17 protein-coding genes are annotated in these 18,610 nt (G+C 67.3%); 6 read left to right on the plus strand and 11 right to left on the minus strand.

Going from position 1 to position 18,610, the window contains the following annotated elements:
• Positions 1-114: 114 nt before the first annotated feature.
• From MKAN_RS22240 to MKAN_RS22265, 6 genes are all read right to left on the minus strand, one after another.
• Entirely contained in the window at positions 115-660 is a 546-nt protein-coding gene (locus tag MKAN_RS22240; protein WP_023372129.1) for an anti-apoptotic protein, read from the minus strand.
• 102 nt (positions 661-762) lie between these two features.
• Positions 763-2,097 carry a cryptochrome/photolyase family protein gene (locus tag MKAN_RS22245; protein WP_023372130.1) on the minus strand — a complete coding sequence of 445 codons (1,335 nt, stop codon included), beginning with the start codon at positions 2,095-2,097 and terminating at the stop codon, positions 763-765.
• 7 nt (positions 2,098-2,104) lie between these two features.
• Positions 2,105-2,584: a TspO/MBR family protein gene (locus MKAN_RS22250; protein ID WP_023372131.1), complete on the minus strand. Its 480-nt coding sequence runs from the start codon at positions 2,582-2,584 to the stop codon at positions 2,105-2,107.
• Entirely contained in the window at positions 2,577-4,685 is a 2,109-nt protein-coding gene (locus MKAN_RS22255; RefSeq protein WP_023372132.1) for an MMPL family transporter, read from the minus strand. Before MKAN_RS22255 ends, MKAN_RS22250 begins: the two co-directional genes overlap by 8 nt.
• 178 nt (positions 4,686-4,863) lie before the next feature.
• Complete coding sequence (mbp1, locus tag MKAN_RS22260) at positions 4,864-5,097, minus strand: microaggregate-binding protein 1 (RefSeq protein WP_023372133.1); 234 nt, start codon at positions 5,095-5,097, stop codon at positions 4,864-4,866.
• A gap of 475 nt (positions 5,098-5,572) precedes the next feature.
• Positions 5,573-5,968: a hypothetical protein gene (locus tag MKAN_RS22265; RefSeq protein WP_023372134.1), complete on the minus strand. Its 396-nt coding sequence runs from the start codon at positions 5,966-5,968 to the stop codon at positions 5,573-5,575.
• A gap of 228 nt (positions 5,969-6,196) precedes the next feature.
• Between MKAN_RS22265 and MKAN_RS22270 the strand changes: the two genes are divergently transcribed.
• Positions 6,197-6,847, plus strand: coding sequence for an SOUL family heme-binding protein (locus MKAN_RS22270; protein ID WP_023372135.1), 651 nt, complete (start codon positions 6,197-6,199; stop codon positions 6,845-6,847).
• 12 nt (positions 6,848-6,859) lie between these two features.
• Here the strand turns inward: MKAN_RS22270 and MKAN_RS22275 are convergent, their stop codons facing one another.
• Entirely contained in the window at positions 6,860-7,354 is a 495-nt protein-coding gene (locus MKAN_RS22275; protein ID WP_080674130.1) for an STAS domain-containing protein, read from the minus strand.
• 474 nt (positions 7,355-7,828) lie between these two features.
• Between MKAN_RS22275 and MKAN_RS22285 the strand changes: the two genes are divergently transcribed.
• Complete coding sequence (locus MKAN_RS22285; protein ID WP_023372138.1) at positions 7,829-8,533, plus strand: Rv1815 family serine proteinase; 705 nt, start codon at positions 7,829-7,831, stop codon at positions 8,531-8,533.
• Positions 8,534-9,126: 593 nt separating this feature from the next.
• Entirely contained in the window at positions 9,127-10,098 is a 972-nt protein-coding gene (locus tag MKAN_RS22290) for an SDR family NAD(P)-dependent oxidoreductase (protein WP_036391894.1), read from the plus strand.
• Here MKAN_RS22290 and MKAN_RS22295 read toward each other — a convergent pair.
• The 3 genes from MKAN_RS22295 to MKAN_RS22305 all read right to left on the minus strand — a co-directional run bounded on the left by MKAN_RS22295 (position 10,095) and on the right by MKAN_RS22305 (position 13,856).
• Positions 10,095-11,339, minus strand: coding sequence for a glycosyltransferase family 4 protein (locus tag MKAN_RS22295; RefSeq protein ID WP_023372140.1), 1,245 nt, complete (start codon positions 11,337-11,339; stop codon positions 10,095-10,097). The genes MKAN_RS22290 and MKAN_RS22295 overlap by 4 nt on opposite strands.
• A 127-nt stretch (positions 11,340-11,466) precedes the next feature.
• A complete protein-coding gene (locus MKAN_RS22300; protein WP_371686036.1) occupies positions 11,467-13,017 on the minus strand; it encodes a 1,4-alpha-glucan branching protein domain-containing protein in 1,551 nt (516 codons plus the stop codon).
• Between the two features lie 26 nt (positions 13,018-13,043).
• Positions 13,044-13,856, minus strand: coding sequence for a class I SAM-dependent methyltransferase (locus MKAN_RS22305; RefSeq protein WP_023372142.1), 813 nt, complete (start codon positions 13,854-13,856; stop codon positions 13,044-13,046).
• A gap of 271 nt (positions 13,857-14,127) precedes the next feature.
• Here MKAN_RS22305 and MKAN_RS22310 point away from each other — a divergent pair, with 271 nt between their 5' ends.
• From MKAN_RS22310 to MKAN_RS22320, 3 genes are all read left to right on the plus strand, one after another.
• Entirely contained in the window at positions 14,128-14,919 is a 792-nt protein-coding gene (locus tag MKAN_RS22310) for an electron transfer flavoprotein subunit beta/FixA family protein (protein WP_023372143.1), read from the plus strand.
• 35 nt (positions 14,920-14,954) lie between these two features.
• Positions 14,955-15,911, plus strand: a complete 957-nt coding sequence (locus tag MKAN_RS22315) for an electron transfer flavoprotein subunit alpha/FixB family protein (protein ID WP_023372144.1) — start codon at positions 14,955-14,957, stop codon at positions 15,909-15,911.
• 367 nt (positions 15,912-16,278) lie between these two features.
• Complete coding sequence (locus tag MKAN_RS22320; protein ID WP_036391897.1) at positions 16,279-17,535, plus strand: cytochrome P450; 1,257 nt, start codon at positions 16,279-16,281, stop codon at positions 17,533-17,535.
• A 109-nt stretch (positions 17,536-17,644) separates the two neighbouring features.
• Here the strand turns inward: MKAN_RS22320 and MKAN_RS22325 are convergent, their stop codons facing one another.
• The gene (locus MKAN_RS22325; protein WP_023372146.1) at positions 17,645-18,607 is read right to left on the minus strand and encodes an alpha/beta hydrolase; all 963 of its coding nucleotides are present in this window, start codon (positions 18,605-18,607) and stop codon (positions 17,645-17,647) included.
• Positions 18,608-18,610 lie beyond the last annotated feature (3 nt).

Below are 18,610 nucleotides of genomic sequence, written 5' to 3' on the forward strand. Positions count from 1 at the left end.
TACTCCTAGGTCTGCTGGCAGTGTGATTAGCTTCCGCCGGCGGGTGGTCGCGGGTCGCGGAGCCCGGGTGATTCAGCGCTCCGGAAACCCTGACTGTGCCGTGACCAAGCCGACCTATTCGGGGTGGTCGTCGACCTTGAAGTCGAAGTTGACATCGCCGGCGTCGACGCTGGTGACGGTCACGTTGACGCCGTACTTGTCGCTGCCGTCGGTGAGTTGGCAACGAAGTGTGGCGCCCTCTACCCCCTTCAGGTTGTCGGGGCAGGTCACCGAATCAGGCCGTCGGCCCACCTGCTGGGTCAGCTTGTTGCTGATGATGGAGGCGACCTGGTTCTTGTCGACTGTCTCCACCATGTCGAACTTGACGTCCTTGCCTTCGACACTGGTCACGGTGACGTTGACGTTGTAGGTCGAGTCTTTGACTTTCATCTCGCAGTTGAGCTGCGCGCCTACCTTTGCCGGCAGGTCGGCCGGGCAGGTCACGGATTCGGGCTTGTTGCCGGCGGCGTCGGTCATCTTGGCTCTGATCTGGTTGGCGACCTCGCTCTTGCTCACCGAATGCGACGACGATCCGATCGAACATGAGCAGGCTCCGGCGCTGGCCATCAGCCCCAAGGCAGCGCCTGAGATCAGCAACGCGCGAACGATCGAGTAAGCCATATCGCCTCCCTGCTTGGGAACACTGGGACAACTGTGAATCGGCTGATGATTACATGCCAAACAGCTTCTCCGAAAGTGAATCCGGGAATTACCGCGCGCCGGTCAGCGCATGCCACGGTAGCGGCGCAGCGCCTCGGCGCGCTCGGTGCCGTGGTCCACGATCGGCGGCGGATACCCGGACGGGCGTTTGCCTGTCCGGAGGTGGGCGTCGGTGGCGGCGCTCAGCTCAGGCACCCAGCGGCGAATGTAATCGCCTGAGGGATCGAACTTCTGGCCCTGCGTGGTCGGGTTGAACACCCGGAAATACGGCGCGGCGTCAGTTCCGCATCCCGCGCACCACTGCCACCCGTGCTGGTTGCTGGCCACGTCGCCGTCGGTGAGCTGATCCAGGAACCAGGCCGCCCCCCACTGCCAGGGCAGATGCAGGTCCTTGACCAAGAACGATGCCGCTATCATCCGAACCCGGTTGTGCATGAACCCGGTCTGGCGAAGTTGGCGCATCCCCGCGTCGATCAGTGGAAACCCGGTTTCGCCGGCCTTCCAGGCCTCGAAGAGGTGTTCCGCCCGGCTTCCCGTATCGGTCCGGATGCGGTCGTAGTCGCTGTTCCAGTTGCGCCAGGCGCTGGCCGGGTGGTCGTACAGAACCGCGGCATAAAAGTCGCGAAAAGCCAGCTCGCGCAGGTAACTCCGGGCACCGGCACCGCTGAAGTCCAGGGCGGCGACCATGGTCCGGGGGTGAATGGTGCCGAACCTCAGGTGCGCCGACATCCGGCTGGTGCCGTCGAGGTCAGGCCGGTCGCGATCCTGGGCGTAGCGTTCCAGTCCGTCGTCGACGAAGGCTCCCCATTCCCGAAGAGCCGCGGCCTCGCCCGCAGCCAAATCAAGCGGCACACCGGGGTCGGGGATTTCGCAGTGTTCGACGGGCACCTGGGCCGGATCCAGCCAGCGCGCGCAGTCGCGGCCGGTACGCGCCGGCGACGGCCAACCCAGCTCGCTCCACCGGCGGAAGAACGGGGTGAATACCCGATATGGGGTCCCGTCGTCTTTGGCGACGCGTCCGGGTGACAGCAGATACGACGATCCGGTCGCCACCAACGGAACCGAGCCCAGCGCCGCGCGGACCCGCTCGTCGCGGCGCCGGCCGAATGGTGCGAAATCCTCGGAGATATGTACCGTCGAGGCCTCGATTTCCTTGGCAATTCTGGCAATTCGTTCTTCGGGCCGCCCGCGGGTCACCAGCAGCCGGCCGCCCAGATCGGAGCGCAGTTGCCGCAGCGAATCGCCCAAATACTGGAGGCGGCGCCGGCCGGACGAAGCCTCCAGCCGCGGATCGAGAACAAAGCAGGCGAGCACCTCATCGTCGGCGGCGGCAGCGGCCAGCGCCGGATGGTCGCGCAACCGCAGGTCGCGACGAAACCACAAGAGCGCCCGCGCCATCGGGCGGTCAGCGGTTGAGCCGCCAGATGTGGGTGGCCAGTGCGGTGGCGAACGCGGTCCACACCGCGTAGGGAAGCATCGCCAGTCCGGCGCGCCGATCGGCTTGGGCGGTCCGGCGCACCAGGTCGGCGCTGCTGGTTGCCAAGACCGCGGCGCCCAGCGCGGACGCGCCGAGTTTGTGGAACCGGAAGAACAGCCAACTCCATGCGCCGTTGAGCACCAGGTTGACGCCCAGCGCGGCCGCGTAGCGGCGTGCCTTGTCGTGGTGTCCGGCTGCGCGCAACCGGTCGAGCGCCACCGCGGAGCTGGTGGCGATGTCGCCATAGAGGGTGGTCCAGACCATCGGGAAGGCGATGCTTGGCGGCTGGTACGCGGGCTTGCGAAGCCGCGCGTACCACCCGGCGGTGGATCCCGGGCTGGCGATGCTTCCGGCACCCGCCGCCACAGTGACGGCCAGCCCGGTAGCGGCCAGTGTCGACTTATTCATCCAATCCTCCGTTCGCCGGTGCATAGGCCGGATCAGGTTGATATCTAGCGATATTCGGGAAAGTGGGCCACCAGATACGGTCACCGATCAGGGTGAACAAAGCCGGGATCACCAGCGTGCGCACGACAAAGGTGTCCAACAGAATCCCCAGGCCCACGATGATCCCTATCTGGGTCAGCGCAATCAGCGGCAGCACGCCCAAGACACAGAAAACAGCGGCCAAAACGATTCCCGCGCTGGTGATGACGCCGCCGGTGGCCGACACCGCGCGGATCATGCCGTTGCGGGCGCCGTGGTGTGCGGCTTCCTCTCGGGCGCGGGCGACCAAGAAGATGGTGTAGTCGACCCCGAGCGCGGCCAGGAACAGGAAAGCGAACAACGGCGTGCTGTTGTCCAGCGCCGGGAATCCGAAGACGTGGATGCTGGCCCAGCCACCCAGTCCCAGTGCTGCCAGCGCGCCGAGAATGGTCGCGGCCAGCAAGGTAGGCGGCGCCAACGCGGCTCGCAGGAGCGCGTACAGAACGAGCAGGATGACCATGAGGATCGCCGGAATCAGCACCCTCCGGTCGTGTGCCGCCGCGTTGCCGACGTCGAGGGCTTGGGCATCGGCGCCGCCCACCAACGCGCCGGGGGATGCTGCAACGGTCGAATTGCGCAGTGCTGCAACGATACCGAACGCCTTCTTGGATGCCGGCGGCGCATCGATCACCACCGACCATTTCGCCAGACCGGTCGTCGACCTACCCGACTCGGTCGCCGATACCACTCCGGGTGTAGCGCTGATCGCCTGCTGCACCTGCCGCACCCGTGCGGCAGGGGCCACGACGATCGTCGGGCTGGCCAGTCCGGCCGGAAAATGCCGGTCCACGATGTCGAACCCGGTCACCGAATCGGCCTTGACCCGGAACTGCTCGGTCTGCGACAAACCGGTGCGGGTGCCGAGTAACCCGGTGGCCAGCAGGGCCAGTATTGCGATCGTGGCCGCGGCGACCAGGGCGGGACGGCGGGCAACCCGTTCGGCGACGCTGTGCCACAGTCCCGATTCGAGGGTCGCGCCGGCATCCGGCTCCGGGATGAAGGGCCAAAACAGTCGCCGGCCGCTCAACGCCAGCAGCGGCGGCAGCACCACCAGCACCGACACCGCCGCGACGAGCAGTCCGCATGCCGCCAGCGCACCCAGGCTGCGGGTGCTGGGAGTAGCGGCAAAAAGTAGCGTGAGCAGCGCCAGCACCACGGTGGCGTTGCTGGCGACGATCGCCGGCGCGGCCATTCGCACCGCGCGGCGCAGGGCGCCGCGGTGTTCCGCGTGTCGCCGAAGTTCCTGGCGGTAACGCGAAATCAACAACAGCGCATAGTTGGTGCCGGCGCCGAAGACCAGCACGCTGGTGATCCCCGAGGTAGCCCCGTCGAAGCTGAGGCCGGTCACCGAGGCGACCGCGGTTCCGGCCGCCGCGGCAAGTCGGTCGGCGAACCCGATCACCAGCAGCGGCAGCAGCCACAACACCGGTGATCGGTAGGTCGCGATCAACAGCAGCGCGACCACGGTTCCCGTGACAGCCAGCAGGGTGACGTTGGCGCCGGAGAACGCGTTGGCGATGTCGGCGCCGAACGCCGGGCCTCCGGTGACGTGGGCATCCAGATCCGCCGGCAGCCCGCGGTGCGCGGCGGCACGCAGCGACGTGACCGCGTCGGTGAGTTCCAACCCGGAAAGACCGGTGCTGATCGGCACCACCCCGATGGCCGCTTTGCCGTCGTCCGACACCTGCACGGGTAGCGGTGCCGGCGGCGCGCCCGGCTGGGCAGCCGCCGCCATCCGATCTCGAACTTGTTCGGCGGCTTTGAGATCGGCTCCGTCCAGGACGGCGCCGTCGGCGCGGGTGAGGACCACCAGCAACGGAGCGCGTTCGCCGCCGGGGAACTGTGCCGACAACGCCTCGACTTCGGCCGACGCGGAGTTGCTCGGCACCGATTGCGGTGCCTGACCCGCCGCGGCATTGGGGCCGATCAACACCATGAAGCCGACGCCGAACAGGACAACGCCCAACGTGATCAGCCACGACCGCCTGCCGGTCACCGCAGCCGCGAGCCCGTCCCACACCACGCCGCAAGCATTTCAGTTATTTAAGTATTAAGCAAACCCAACCACCGGGGCGGTCTGCGTCCGGCCGCGCGGCGGCGACCGCAGAATGACGTTCGAATACCTTGTACGCCAATACGAGTAGGTGATAACCGACGGTGGGCCCGGCCGGAATTCCGGCCAGGCCCACCGCGTCGACGAACTATTGGTTGGCCTGCTGACGTTCTCTTGCGGCTTTCGCGCCGGCACGGGCCGATTCGGCGGCGGCCTCTTTTTTGGCGGCCTGGCGTTGGGCGTCGGCCTTGTCCTGCTGGGCCTTTGCTTCCTGCGCGAGCCGATCATTGCCGGTCACCAAACCGATGACTTGCTTGATCGCGCCCTTGAAGCCCTCCACTATGCCGCTGACGGCTTCCAGGGGTCCACTTCTGCTTGCCATATCTGCCTCCCGCTGATTTCTCGATTCGGCGGCATTACCCCGCCCTCGACCTGAATTTCCCGTTAAGCCTCGAAAGGAAACCTCCGCAGATCCCAAGGCCGCGCGCCGAGGCCATCGAAATGCCGGCTGAGCTCCGCAGCCGGGTACGGCAGAGTGACCGTCGTCTCCGGCGCGACCTGAAAGACCGCGACTGGCCGCCCGCCGGTGAACGCGGTGCTCCGGCCGGAGTTTCGCGGACCTGCCATCGGGTATGTGGGTGGGGTGAACGCGAGAGGACCAGCCCGGCGCGCAGAGCGTATGGTGCTGCGGGCGCAACGGCGACTGTGGTTGGCGCAGCTGGTTCTGCCGGCGGCTGCGATCACGACGGCAATCGTGGTATCCGTTGCGGCATGGACGATGTGGCAACGGGCGTCTCGTCAGCGTCGGTCTGAAAGCCCTTCCGCCGCGGTCCGGCCCGCCCCGGTCGCCGCTGCGGCTACTGAACGCCCTTGAGCGCGGCCACCAGCGCTTCAGGGTCTGCGACGGTCACCGTCAAGGCCGAGTGGTCCCGGAGTCCCAGCACCCGGTGAACAGGCGGTTCGAAGTGGACGCACACCCCGGCGTGCGCGTTCGTGCCGAAGGTGAGTCCGTCATCGACCATCGACAGTCGGGGGCCGACCGCGGTCCACCATCGATACGGGCCGGTGACATGCGCGTCGCGGACGCTCGACAACGGCGCTTCGACACGAAACGGCCCGTAGCGAGCCACAAACCGGCCGTCGTCCGTCAGCGTCACGCCCTGGCCTCCCGGCCACCGAAACGGTAGCCACATCGCAGCCAGTCGAGGATCGTAGCGATAGGGAAAGTGCCGACCCCGGTTCTGCGGTTTCATTGCACGTTCTCCCGTCTTGCGCCTTCGCGCCACAGCTGTTCGTATCGAGGCTACTGGCCGTGGGATCGCGGTCGGCACCGGCTGCAGCGTGGTACGGCGCGGTGCGCGGCGTTTTCGCCGGAAAATGAGATTGCTGCAAAAAGAGACGGCTATTCGATATTTTCAGAGCCGACACGTCGGGCTGGTCCGCGCCGCAGGCCACGAAGCACACGAAAGGTAGGTCCGCAGATGCTGGGATGTGTCGCGCCACTGCTGACCCAGCTCGTCGAGGCGGCCGGCTCGGTCGTCGGGGTACGGGCGGGGACCGAGAAACCGCCCCATACCGTAGAGCAGCTCCACGGCGGACTACAGATCCGCCGTTACGGCTCCCGAATCGCGGCCGAAGTCGTCGTAGGCGATACCGAGGAAGGCGCCCGCAATCGCGGATTCCGTGCACTGGCGGGCTACATTTTTGGTGCGAATCACGCGAATTCGAAAATCGCGATGACGGCTCCGGTCAGTCAGCAACGGGCCCTCGGAGCAGCCGGCGCAGGAAAGCGCATCGCCATGACGGCCCCGGTAGCACAGCAAGCGGGCGGCGACGGCACCTGGGTGATCCGGTTTTTCATGCCGGCCAAGTGGACGCTGGATACCCTACCCACGCCAGACGACGAATCCGTCGAACTCGTCTCGCTACCGGCGCAGGAGTACGCCGTGCTGCGTTTCAGCGGTGACCGCGGACCCGGCGCCGTCGCTTCACACACCGACGAATTGCTCCGGCTGCTCGACGGCACCGAGTACGCGCCGGCCGGTGCTCCGGTGGCGTGGTTTTATGACCCACCATGGACTGTGCCATGCTTGCGCCGCAACGAAGTTGCCGTTCCGGTGACGAGGCGGTGACCCGCTACGGGCTTAGCGACGATCTCCGGAAACTTGCGCGAGTGGGGTCCGGCGCTGCGGTTCGCGTTGTTTGACCAGTCCGGCAAGGAACTGACGGCGCGAGCTGATGACGTCCTCGACCAACTGCAGAGCCTCGGCAATCGAATCGGCGACAGGCAGACCGTGATTGATGACAATGCGCAATAGCGGTCGAATCGCAGGACCCGCGATCACGCTGCAGTGCAGGCCGGCTTTGTGGTGTTCGTGGTTGAGCACCAGAAGAGCCCGAAAACCGTCAACGCTGAGGAAATCGAGATGGCTCAAGTCGAGTATCAACGGCGCCTTCACCCGCGCGAAGCGCCGAATTTCGTGGGCAATGCGCTCGGCGTTCGAAGCGTCGATCTCTCCGTCGATACGCACAATGGTGGCCAGGCTGCGCGCGTAAACGCACAGTCGGGCCCCGGCGCAGTCGACCACATAGCGGCAGCGGGGTTGTTCTGGTGGGCTGATAGCCCCTAAAGCAGTCATATTCTTGGAGCCCATCGAGTGTGGTGGTGGGCGCGGGAGCTACAGCCTTTGGGACACCGCCCCCGCGGTGGTCAGCTGTGAACTCAACCTCGTCGAAGAGCCTAACGCCGGCAGCCGCGGGGCGGTGGCCGCACGTGGCCCCGCCGCGGAGCCCGGAGCGGCACTTAATGCCAGCGGCACAACAGATTTCGGCCCGGCAACCGATGCGGGGGAACGACGGCGAGTCTTCGCTTTTCGGCTACCACGCACCCAATCCCACTTCGCTTGCCGACCTTCGATCGCAGGCCCGTGGCCGACCGCTCTGCGACCAGATCGCCGCCGAAAATGTGCTCAGCACTGCCTGCGTGCTTCTGCGCAATTTGGGTTTCACCGCGCCGGAAAAGGGGTAATCTGAGCCCGCTGGGCGGCTTGTACAGCGTGGTAATTGACGGCTGTGGAAGTTGCCCTTTGGAGGCGAGGAATGGTAGCGGCTGAATGGAAACCGTGTTGTACGGATTTCGCCATTCCGCGGTAGCTATAGCGATCGCGTTGGTGGTGCTCACTGCACCGGCGCCGGCTGCGGCCAAACCCGGTGTCACGGTATTTCCGGGCATGGAAATTCATCAGGGCGCCATGGTGTGCACCGTGGGGTTCGTCGAAACGCGGCTGCGGATCGCGGTGAGCGCCGGCCGCTGTGACGAGGGGTCCACCGTGACCGACAGCAAGGAGAACGTGGTCGGTACCGTGATGCTCGCCCGGCGCGGCACCGCCAACGAACCCGCGGCAGCCGACTCCGCAGCGGGCGTCGAATACGAAGTCATCACACTGGCCCCCGAGGTGATCGCCATCGAGCTATTGCCCAGCGGGCGTCAATTGCAGTCCATCCCGGGATTCGGCGTGCAACCGGCGCTGCCGGTGTGCCATGCCGGAATATCCTCCGGGCAAGTCTGCGGCCGGGTCAGCTCGGTCGACAACGACGGGTTTGCCATTGCCGGCATGACTGCAGACCAACGCGACCTGGGCGGGCCGGTATATACGCTGACCGACGACAACCGCGCCGTCATCGTCGGACTGCTCGACGAGGCGCGCGGCTCAACGCTATGGGCCCAGTCGTGGCAGGCGGTCATGCGGCAGCTCTACATCGACGCACGGTCGGCTGGCCCAATACAGCCGCCCTTGGGACACACGATCGGCCGGTGAACGACGGAATTCGAACGGGGACAGACCCGAAAGCAGCTGCGCGGCAGCGTCGATAACCGGTGCTACCCGATGCTGGTCGCGCTGCCGAGAAGGGGAACCCGCGGGTCGCGCCCCCGCAGGTGGATGCGACGCCGTGGGGCATCCTGTTGGTCACCGCGGGATCTGGTGTCCTGAGCCGGACGCTGGCGCTGGCGCTGCGGCCGGCCGGTCACATCGTGGACGGGCCAACCCATGACCACCCCAGGCCGTTGCGCTACCGGGCAAAGTGCTGGTGGATTCGGCCTGTCTCTCGGCAAGCTTCGGGAACGAGTCAACGACGGTGGCGTCGAAGTGGCCCTCGACCAGGTTTTGCGGCAGAGCAAATTTCGAGAAAGGTGGCTCACCTGAGGCTGACCCGCGTCGTCAGTCCGGGGACGGGTAACGACGTGTCGTTCGATCCGGTGACCAACACCGCGCGCGGGTTGCGGCTTTTCCGGGATGGCTGGCGGATCTGCGGGGTCGTGCCTACGCGCGCAGCCGTGGCGGCCGAGATGCCGGCTGAGCCGCCGGCGGGGGTGCCGCTGGCGCCCCCGGATAGGGAAGTATGGGGCGGTATGAGCGTTTTCGGCCGGCTGCGCCCGCTGCTCGACACGGCCCTCGACCGGGCGGTCGTGCCCGGTTACACCCGCATCGGTTATCAGCTTCGCCGATCGAGCTGGGCAGGCGACCCGCCGCCGGGCGCCTTGCGGGGCCGCACGGCGCTGGTCACCGGCGCCAACCGGGGCCTGGGCAAGGCCATCGCCGCGGGGCTGGCCGGGCTGGGCGCGACCGTCCTGCTGACCGTTCGCGACCGCAACAGTGGCGAACAAGCTCGTGACGAGATCGTCGCCGAATCGGGCGCCGACGTGCGGGTGGAGGTGTGCGATGTGTCCAGCCTGGGCGCCGTTCGCACCTTCGCCGCCGACCTGCGCACCCGGGTGCCGCGGCTGGACGTGCTGATCCACAATGCCGGATTGCTGCCCGCCACCCGTGACGAGACCGACGATGGTCACGAAATCACCCTGGCCACACATGTTTTGGGGCCGATTCTGCTGACCGAGCTACTGACTCCGATACTGGCCGAATCCGACGACCCGCGGGTGATCCTGATGTCCTCCGGCGGTATGTACACTCAGTCGCTGCCCGTCGAGGACCCCGAATACCGCACCGGTCGCTACCGCGGTGCCGTGGCGTATGCCCGCACCAAACGGATGCAGGTGGCATTCACCCCGATCCTGGCCCGCCGCTGGGCCGACCGCCGCATCCGCGTGTATTCCATGCATCCGGGTTGGGCCGATACCCCCGGCGTAGCGGCGTCACTTCCGGGTTTTCGCGCCGTCACCGGGCCGCTGCTGCGCACCCTGCAAGAGGGCGCCGACACCGCCGTATGGCTCGCCGCGACCAGTCCCGCACCACCGACCGGCACCTTTTGGCACGATCGTCGACCCCGACCAGAGCACTACCTGCCGTGGACCCGGTCCAATGACCACGATCGCGACTTGCTGTGGCGGTATTGCGCCACCGCGATCGGCTTGGCGGCCTCTTAGCGGTCTGGCAGGGCGTGCTCGACGATGGGCAGCCGGGGCAGTGGCTGCCGTTCGCGGCGTTTGGCCGCCAGATACACCTGAGCGGTCTCGTCGGCGACTGTCCGCCAATCGAAGTCGGACGTCAGCCGGTCACGGGCGGCGCGGGCCCGGTGCTGCGCGGCGGCCGGGTCGGCGAGCACCGCGCACACCGCGGCGGCGAGCGCGGTCACATCACGGGGCGGGCACGATATGCCGGTCACGCCGTTGATCACCGCTTCGCCCAGGCCGCCGATGTTCGACGTCACCAGCGGGGTGCCGGCGGCGGCGGCCTCCAGCGCGACCAGCCCGAACGGCTCGTAGTGACTGGGGAATACCGCCGCGTCGGCTCGATGTAGCACCGCCAGTAGTTCGGTGTGGCCGAGGTGCCCCACGAACTTGGTTGCCTTGAGTACCCGGTGTTTACGGGCTTGCTCGACCAGCCAATCCCGTTGGGTGCCTTCGCCGGCGATGGTCAGTGTGGTACCCGGGTGGGCGCGCCTGATCCGCGGCAGTGCGGCGATGGCGTCGTGCACGCCCTTCTCATATTCCAGCCGGCCGACATACAGCAGCTCGGGTGGTCCGGTGTGCTCGCGCCGCGCCGCAAATGGCCAGCGCGCCGCGTCAATACCGTTGCGGATCACCGTGGTTTCGGCCAGGCCCGGACCGAACAGCTCGGTGATCTCGTCGCTCATCGACGCGGAACACGTGATGAGCGAATCGGATTCGCGGACCAGCCACGACTCGACCGCGTGTACCTGACGACTGATTGTTCCGGCGACCCAGCCGGAATGCCGTCCGGCTTCGGTCGCGTGAATCGTGGAAACCATTGGCACATCGTAGAACTGGGCGAGCGCGATGGCCGGATGCGCCACCAGCCAGTCGTGGGCGTGCACGACGTCGGGACGCCACGGCCGGTCGGTGCCGTGCCTCTTGAGCGACAGGCCGGCCCGGATCATCGCATGACCCATCGCCAGGGTCCAGGCCATCATGTCGGTGCCGAAGCTGAATTCGTGCGGATCCTGTGCGGCCGCGATCACCCGCACCCCTTCGCTGACCACGTCGGACGACGGGTGGGTGCTGGGATCGGTGCCGGCGGGCCGCCGCGACAGCACGACGACGTCGTGACCGGCCGCCGCCAATGCGGTCGACAGGTGGTGCACGTGGCGGCCGAGCCCGCCGATCACCACCGGCGGGTACTCCCACGACACCATCAGGATTTTCACCGAAGCGGCCCCCCGTTCCGTCGCCGAAACTGCAACCACAGTGCGGATTCGACCGCCGAATAGACGCTGAGCGCAGGATGGATGCGGCCAGCGCAGTCTCGGCGGCCCGGCGGCCCCGGCGAGGCGGTCATCGGGGCAGCCTTCGGGCATCCAGAGCGCCGAAGAGACCGTCGGCGCGGTTCCATCCATCGGCCAGCCGCTGCGCGTTGTCACGCCGGCCCGACGCCAGCGCCCCGGCGATCTCGCGGGTCGCATGGGCGTGCAGATGCGCCCGATAGCGGGCATAGTCGGCGGCCGAGTCCTTGCTCACCATGAAGGGCCAGTCGCTGGAGACGGTCAGCAGCGTTTCGCGCAGGATCTGGTCGGCGACGTGATCGCGGGGGATCGGCCCATCCAGCGACGCCGTCTGCGCCAGAGCCTTGTCGACGGTGGTCAACGCGGTGTCGACGACTTCGGAGTTGAGCTGGACCAGGTCGGCCACCTTCTCGCCGTTCCACACCTGCCAGTCCTTGCCGGAACCCCAAGAGCTGGGCGGCAATTCGACGGCCTCGCCGACGAACCCGTCGGTCAGTGCGTCCCGCAGGGTGCCGACTCGCACCCCGGCGGCCGGCAATGCCCGCAGCACCCGCGCCAGCCAGGTCGGCCCCTCATACCACCAGTGACCGAACAACTCGGTGTCGAAGGCGGCGACCACGTGGGCGGGGCGCCCGATGCGCTCCGACTCGGCGATCAGCCGGCCGCGCACCAGGTCGACGAAGTCGGCGACGTGGATGTCCACCGCGCGGTCGGCCCGTTCGGGGTCGTAGGGCGCCTTGGCCTCCGAGGACACATTGCGGCCGGTGACCCGGGCCGGCTTGAGACCGGTCAGATGGTCGTAGGTGTGGAAGTCGCGGTAGGCGGCATGTCCGGGATAGCCGGATTTCGGCGACCACACCCGATAGCTGACCTGCAGGTCACGCCCGAACGCGACCACGTCGGTGTCGCCGACCGGCCGGCCCAGCGCCGTGTCACCGTGCAGTGACGGGCCGTCCACCATGAAGTGGCTGACTCCCGCGGCGGCATAGTCGTGCTCGAGGCCGGGGGCGTAGGCGCATTCGGGCGCCCAGATGCCGGTCGGGCGGGCCGCCATCCGCAACCACGCGTCGGCCAGGCCTTCGCGCAGCGCGAACTCACGCAGCCGGGGATTGAGCAACGGCTGGAAAGGGTGCGCCAACGGGCCGCCGAGCAGCTCCACCGCGCCGGCGTCGATCAAGCCGCGCAGCAGCGGGCTGCCGCCGTGACGCCACAGTGTCGCGAAGTCCTGCAGCGCTTGGTCGGCCTCAACGCACTCACGAGTCCCGAACGCCCGCAACGCTTCCGGCGTGCACGACTGGTAGCTCGCCGATTTCGAGCGTGGCAGGCACCGCACGCTGGCGGCTTCGGTGGCGCGCAGTCGCCAGTTGGCCAGCCAGTGGTGCATGCCGTCGAGGCAATACGGGTCGTCCAGCTGGGCGTTGACCACCGGCGTCATGCCCAGCGTGACCAACCCGCGGCGGTCTTCGCCGGCCAGTGCGCGCAGCACCCGAAACAGCGGCAGGTAGGCAGCCGACCAAGACTGGTACAGCCACTCCTCGCCGACCGGCCAGCGGCCGTGATGGGCCAGCCAGGGCAGGTGGGTGTGCAAGACCAGGGTGAACATTCCGGGCACCCGGCTTACGGTTGCGTTCACGGCCGCACCGCGATCGCGATCAGATCCAGGCTGTCTTGAATGTCGTGGTTGATGTCGCGCTCGTCGCGGCTCACCACATCGAAGTCGGCCGTGGTGACCGCGGCGACATCGGCGGCCAGCTCGGCGGGCCACGGCGCGTCGGCAACCGCCCGCGCGATCTGGGCGTCGATGATCGAGCCGCCGTGGCGGGCGTCCATCTCGCGCAACCGCGGCCCGTGAAACAGCCCGTACATGACGACCTCGGCGAAGCCAGCGTCGACCAGCAGCTCGGTGAGTTCGTCGGCGTTGAGCTCGCGGGTGTGGAAGGGGTTGATCGGGGTGTCGCGGCCGGGGGAGAAGGTGATCCGGTTCGGGGTGGACACCAGCAGCAGGCCCGACGGCCGCAGCACCCGGGCGCATTCGCGAACGAACTGCCCCTGGTCCCAGAGGTGCTCGATGACCTGGAAGTTGACCACAACGTCCACCGAGGCGTCGGGCAGCGGCAGCGCGGCCAGGTTCGCTTGCATCACGTCGACCCGGGGGTAACGGCTGCGGACGTGTGCCACGGCGGCCTCGTCGTAATCGATTGCGACCACCCGGCGGGCCACCTCGGCGATCAGGTCGGCGCCGTAGCCCTCGCCGCATCCGGCTTCCAGCACGTCACGGCCCGCGCAGCGCGGCGCCAGCCGCTGATAGACGACCTCGTGGCGGCGGAACCAGTAATTCTCGACGTCCAGGTCGGGGATGGTGCGTTCACCCGTGAGGGTCAGCACCGCCGGCGGCGGGCCGGTCGGGGTGTTTCGGGGATGGCCGGGGACGAATGCGCTCATTGTTAAGGCAGGCTAACCCGTAGCGCCCGATTCGCGAACCGCGCACCGGCTACCGGCGGCCCGGCAAGGATGCGGCAGGTGCCGACCAGCGAGCCGAGGGCCCCCCGTTTGCCGGGGTGACCGGGCAATCCGGCAAGTACGACCCGCTATGGTGTGAGGGCAGACCGCAAAAAGTTACCGCCTAGTAACATGCCTGTGCGGTTGCGAACCGCGTGACCGAGTCCGGCTGACGAGCGCTGCCGGACGCCTTCGAGGAGGACGAGCCACACTCATGACAAACATCGTGGTCCTGATCAAGCAGGTCCCGGATACCTGGTCGGAGCGCAAGCTGACCGAGGGTGACTGGACGCTCGACCGGGAGGCCGCCGACGCGGTCCTGGACGAGATCAACGAGCGCGCTGTGGAAGAAGCGCTGCAGATCCGGGAGCGAGAAGGCGGGGAAGGGTCGGTGACCGTGCTGACCGCGGGCCCCGAGCGTGCCACCGAGGCGATTCGCAAGGCGTTGTCCATGGGCGCCGACAAGGCCGTCCACCTCAAGGACGACGGCATGCACGGCTCCGATGTCATCCAGACCGGATGGGCGCTGGCGCGAGCCCTGGGCACCATCGAAGGCACCGAGCTGGTGATTGCCGGTAACGAGTCCACCGACGGCGTGGGCGGCGCGGTGCCGGCCATCATCGCCGAGTATCTGGGCCTACCGCAGCTCACCCACCTGCGCAAACTATCGGTCGAGGGCGGCAAAGTCACCGGTGAGCGCGAAACCGACGACGGTGTGTTCACCCTCGAGGCCTCCCTGCCCGCGGTGGTCAGCGTCAACGAGAAGATCAACGAGCCCCGCTTCCCGTCCTTCAAAGGCATCATGGCCGCCAAGAAGAAAGAGGTCACCGTGCTGACCCTGGCCGAGATCGGCGTCGAGGCCGACGAGGTGGGGTTGGCCAATGCGGGGACCGCGGTGTTGTCCTCGACACCCAAGCCGCCGAAAACGGCCGGTGAGAAGGTCGCCGACGAGGGCGAGGGCGGCAACCAGATCCTGCAGTACCTGGTCGGCCAGAAAATCATCTGAATCAGCGCTATTCCGAGACGAGAGCGATATAACCCATGGCTGAAGTACTGGTGCTCGTTGAGCACGCTGAAGGTGCGCTGAAGAAAGTCACCTCCGAATTGATCACCGCCGCCCGGGCGCTGGGCGAGCCGGCGGCCGTCGTGGTCGGTGCTCCGGGCACCGCCGCGCCGCTGGTCGACGGTCTGAAGGCGGCCGGTGCCGCCAAGATCTACGTCGCCGAGTCGGATGTCGTTGACCAGTACCTGATCACCCCGTATGTCGACGTGCTGGCGGCGCTGGCCGAGTCCTCGGCCCCGGCCGCCGTGCTGGTGGCCGCCACCGCCGACGGCAAGGAGATCGCCGGCCGGCTCGCCGCGCGGATCGGATCGGGGCTGCTGGTCGACGTGGTGGAGGTCCGAGAGGGTGCGGTGGGCGTCCATAGCATCTTCGGTGGCGCGTTCACCGTCGAGGCCCAGGCCACCGGCGACACCCCGGTGATCTCGGTGCGCGCCGGGGCCATCGAGGCGGAGCCCACCGAGGGCGCCGGTGAGCAGGTCAGCGTGGAAGTGCCGGCTCCGGCCGAGAACGCCACCAAGATCACTTCCCGCCAGCCTGCGGTGGCCGGGGACCGGCCGGAGCTGACCGAGGCCACCGTCGTGGTCTCGGGTGGCCGCGGTGTCGGCAGTGCGGAGAACTTCAGCGTCGTCGAGGCGCTGGCCGACTCGCTGGGTGGTGCCGTCGGCGCATCCCGTGCCGCCGTGGACTCCGGTTACTACCCGGGCCAGTTCCAGGTCGGTCAAACCGGCAAGACGGTGTCGCCGCAGCTCTACATCGCGCTGGGCATCTCCGGCGCCATCCAGCACCGTGCCGGCATGCAGACGTCCAAGACCATCGTCGCGGTCAACAAGGACGAGGAGGCGCCGATCTTCGAGATCGCCGACTACGGCGTGGTGGGCGACTTGTTCAAGGTTGCTCCGCAGCTGACCGAGGCGATCAAGGCCCGTAAGGGCTAGCCGCCCGCCGGGTCGTCGCGATCCCGGCGGGATCGCTTTGCTGCCAATGGGTTTCGCGTCGTGCCGATCCCGCTGCTCCCCGGCGGCGGGATCGGCGCGCACGGCGTGTGTCCGGTAGCGCAATCTCCTGCGCGGGGCCCCAGCTCTTGACTGTGGCGGCCCGCGGTCCCCATAGTGGATTCAATCAACTGATCGATTAGTTGATGAGGCCGGACGTGTTGTAGCCGGCTGAATTGGGGAGGAACCGAATGTGCGGCTCGGCGGGGCTTGCCCGGTGGTGGGATACCGCTTGGAGTAGTGGTCATGACGATCGGGCGGCCAGCGGGCCCTCATGCGGGCGCGCGCACCGGCCGCCGGAGTCCGGCCGATGACTTGCCCGAGCCTTCCTGCCGGCTTCGATTTCACCGACCCCGACATCTACGCCCGGCGGTTGCCCGTCGACGAGCTTGCCGAGCTGCGCCGAGTCGCCCCGATCTGGTGGAACGACCAACCGATTGGCAAGGGCGGCTTCAATGACGGCGGCTTCTGGGTCGTCACCAAACACAAAGACGTCAAAGACATTTCGCTGAGAAGCGACGTCTTCTCCACCTACGTCAACACCGCGATCCCAAGGTTCCCCGACGACATGAAGCGGGAGAACATCGACATGCAGCGCTCGGTGCTGCTCAACATCGATGCCCCGCACCACACCCGGCTGCGCAAGATCATCTCGCGGGGATTCACCCCGCGGGCCGTCGGGCGGCTGCGCAGCGAACTCGACCAGCGTGCACACAACATCGTCAAAAATGCTGCCGCACAAGGGTCCGGTGACTTCGTCGAACAGGTGTCCTGCGAGTTGCCGCTGCAGGCCATCGCCGGCCTGCTGGGGGTGGCGCAAGAAGATCGAGCCAAATTGTTTCGCTGGTCCAACGAAATGACGGGCAGCGAGGACCCCGAATACGCAGACATCGACGCCGAGGCGTCGTCGATGCAGGTGCTCGCCTATGCGATGCAGATGGCCGACGTGAAGTCGAGGAACCCCGGTGACGACATTGTCACCACGCTGATCCGGGCCGACATCGACGGCGAGAAACTGTCCGACGACGAGTTTGGGTTCTTCGTCCTCATGCTGGCGGTGGCGGGCAACGAGACCACCCGCAACTCCATCACCCAGGGCATGATGGCGTTTACCGAATACCCGGACCAGTGGGAGCTTTTCCGGCGTGAGCGTCCGCACAGCACGGCCGACGAGATCGTGCGTTGGGCCACCCCGGTGACGGCGTTTCAGCGAACGGCACTAACAGACACCGAAGTTTCCGGTGTGCCGATCCGCAAGGGCCAACGGGTGGTGATGTTCTACCGGTCGGCCAACTTCGACGAGGAAGTCTTCGACGACCCTTACACCTTCGACATCTTGCGTGATCCCAACCCGCACGTCGGATTCGGTGGCACCGGCGCACATTATTGCATCGGAGCCAACCTGGCCCGGATGACAATCAGCTTGATCTTCAACGCGATCGCCGACCATATGCCTGACCTGAAGCCGATTTCGCCGCCGGAGCGACTGCGATCCGGATGGCTGAACGGCATCAAGCACTGGCAGGTCGACTACGGCGGCGCGCCCGGTTGCCCGATCGGTCACTGAGGGTCACGGAGCCCGCCCTGTGCTGACGTCAACCGCTCGTCAGTGGTCACCGCCCCGCTCCCAATTGCCGGGCCGTTCAACGGGTTTCGGGAATCCGGATCAGAGCCTCTCAGATGGTCCGCAGCCGCCGCACGCGGTCGGCGATCGCTCGGCGGGAAACGGCGGCATTGGGCGCCATGCTTTCGAATGCGTGCGGACAACCCGGATGCACATGCAATTCGGTTGGTACGCCGGCCACCGCCAGGCGGCGCGCATAGACGATGTCCTCGTCGCGGAAGATGTCGAGGTCACCCACGTCGATGTAGGTGGGCGGCAGCTTCCTCACATCGCTCACCCGCGCCGGAGCGGCATAAGAACTGACGCCGTCGGTGCCGGCGCTCTCACCCAGCAGGGCCTGCCAGCCGGTCGTGTTGTCGTCGTAGGTCCAGGTCACGAATGGCACCAGTTCCGGGTCGGGCAGGCAGGTCCGATCGTCGAGCATCGGATAGACCAACAGTTGCTGGGCGATCGCGGGGCCACCGCGATCGCGGGCCATCAGGCACACCGCGGCGGCAAGGGCGCCGCCGGCGCTGTCGCCCATCACGGCCACCCGGGCCGGATCGACGCCCAGTTCGCCGGCGTGGCCGTGCAGCCATTCCAGGGCGGCAAAACAGTCGTGCAGCGGGACCGGGTGCGCAGCCTCCGGTGCGGTGCGATAGTCGACGAGCAACATGGGCACACCGGAGTCGGCGACGTAGCGTCGTGCGAGCCAGTCGTAGAGGCCGCCAAGTTCGCGCATGCCGAAAATCATTCCGCCGCCGTGCAAATAGAGCACCGCGCTACCGGGTGGCTGCTCCGTCGTCGCGTGGTACCAGGCCAACGTCAGCGTCGCACCGTCGTCGGTGGCTACCGCGTGGTGCTGCACCTGCACGCCGGCTATCGGAGGGCGGGCAGCCATCAGCTGGTCGACGGTGCGTTTGCTGTTGACCCGCCGGGTCGCCACATCGCCCACCGGGGGCGGCTCGGAAGCGGTCCCGCCGGTACTCAGCAACGCCAGCTCGGCGACCACCTCCTGGTCGATCTGCAGGCCCACGGC

This window comes from Mycobacterium kansasii ATCC 12478 (assembly GCF_000157895.3).
Lineage (GTDB): Bacteria > Actinomycetota > Actinomycetes > Mycobacteriales > Mycobacteriaceae > Mycobacterium > Mycobacterium kansasii.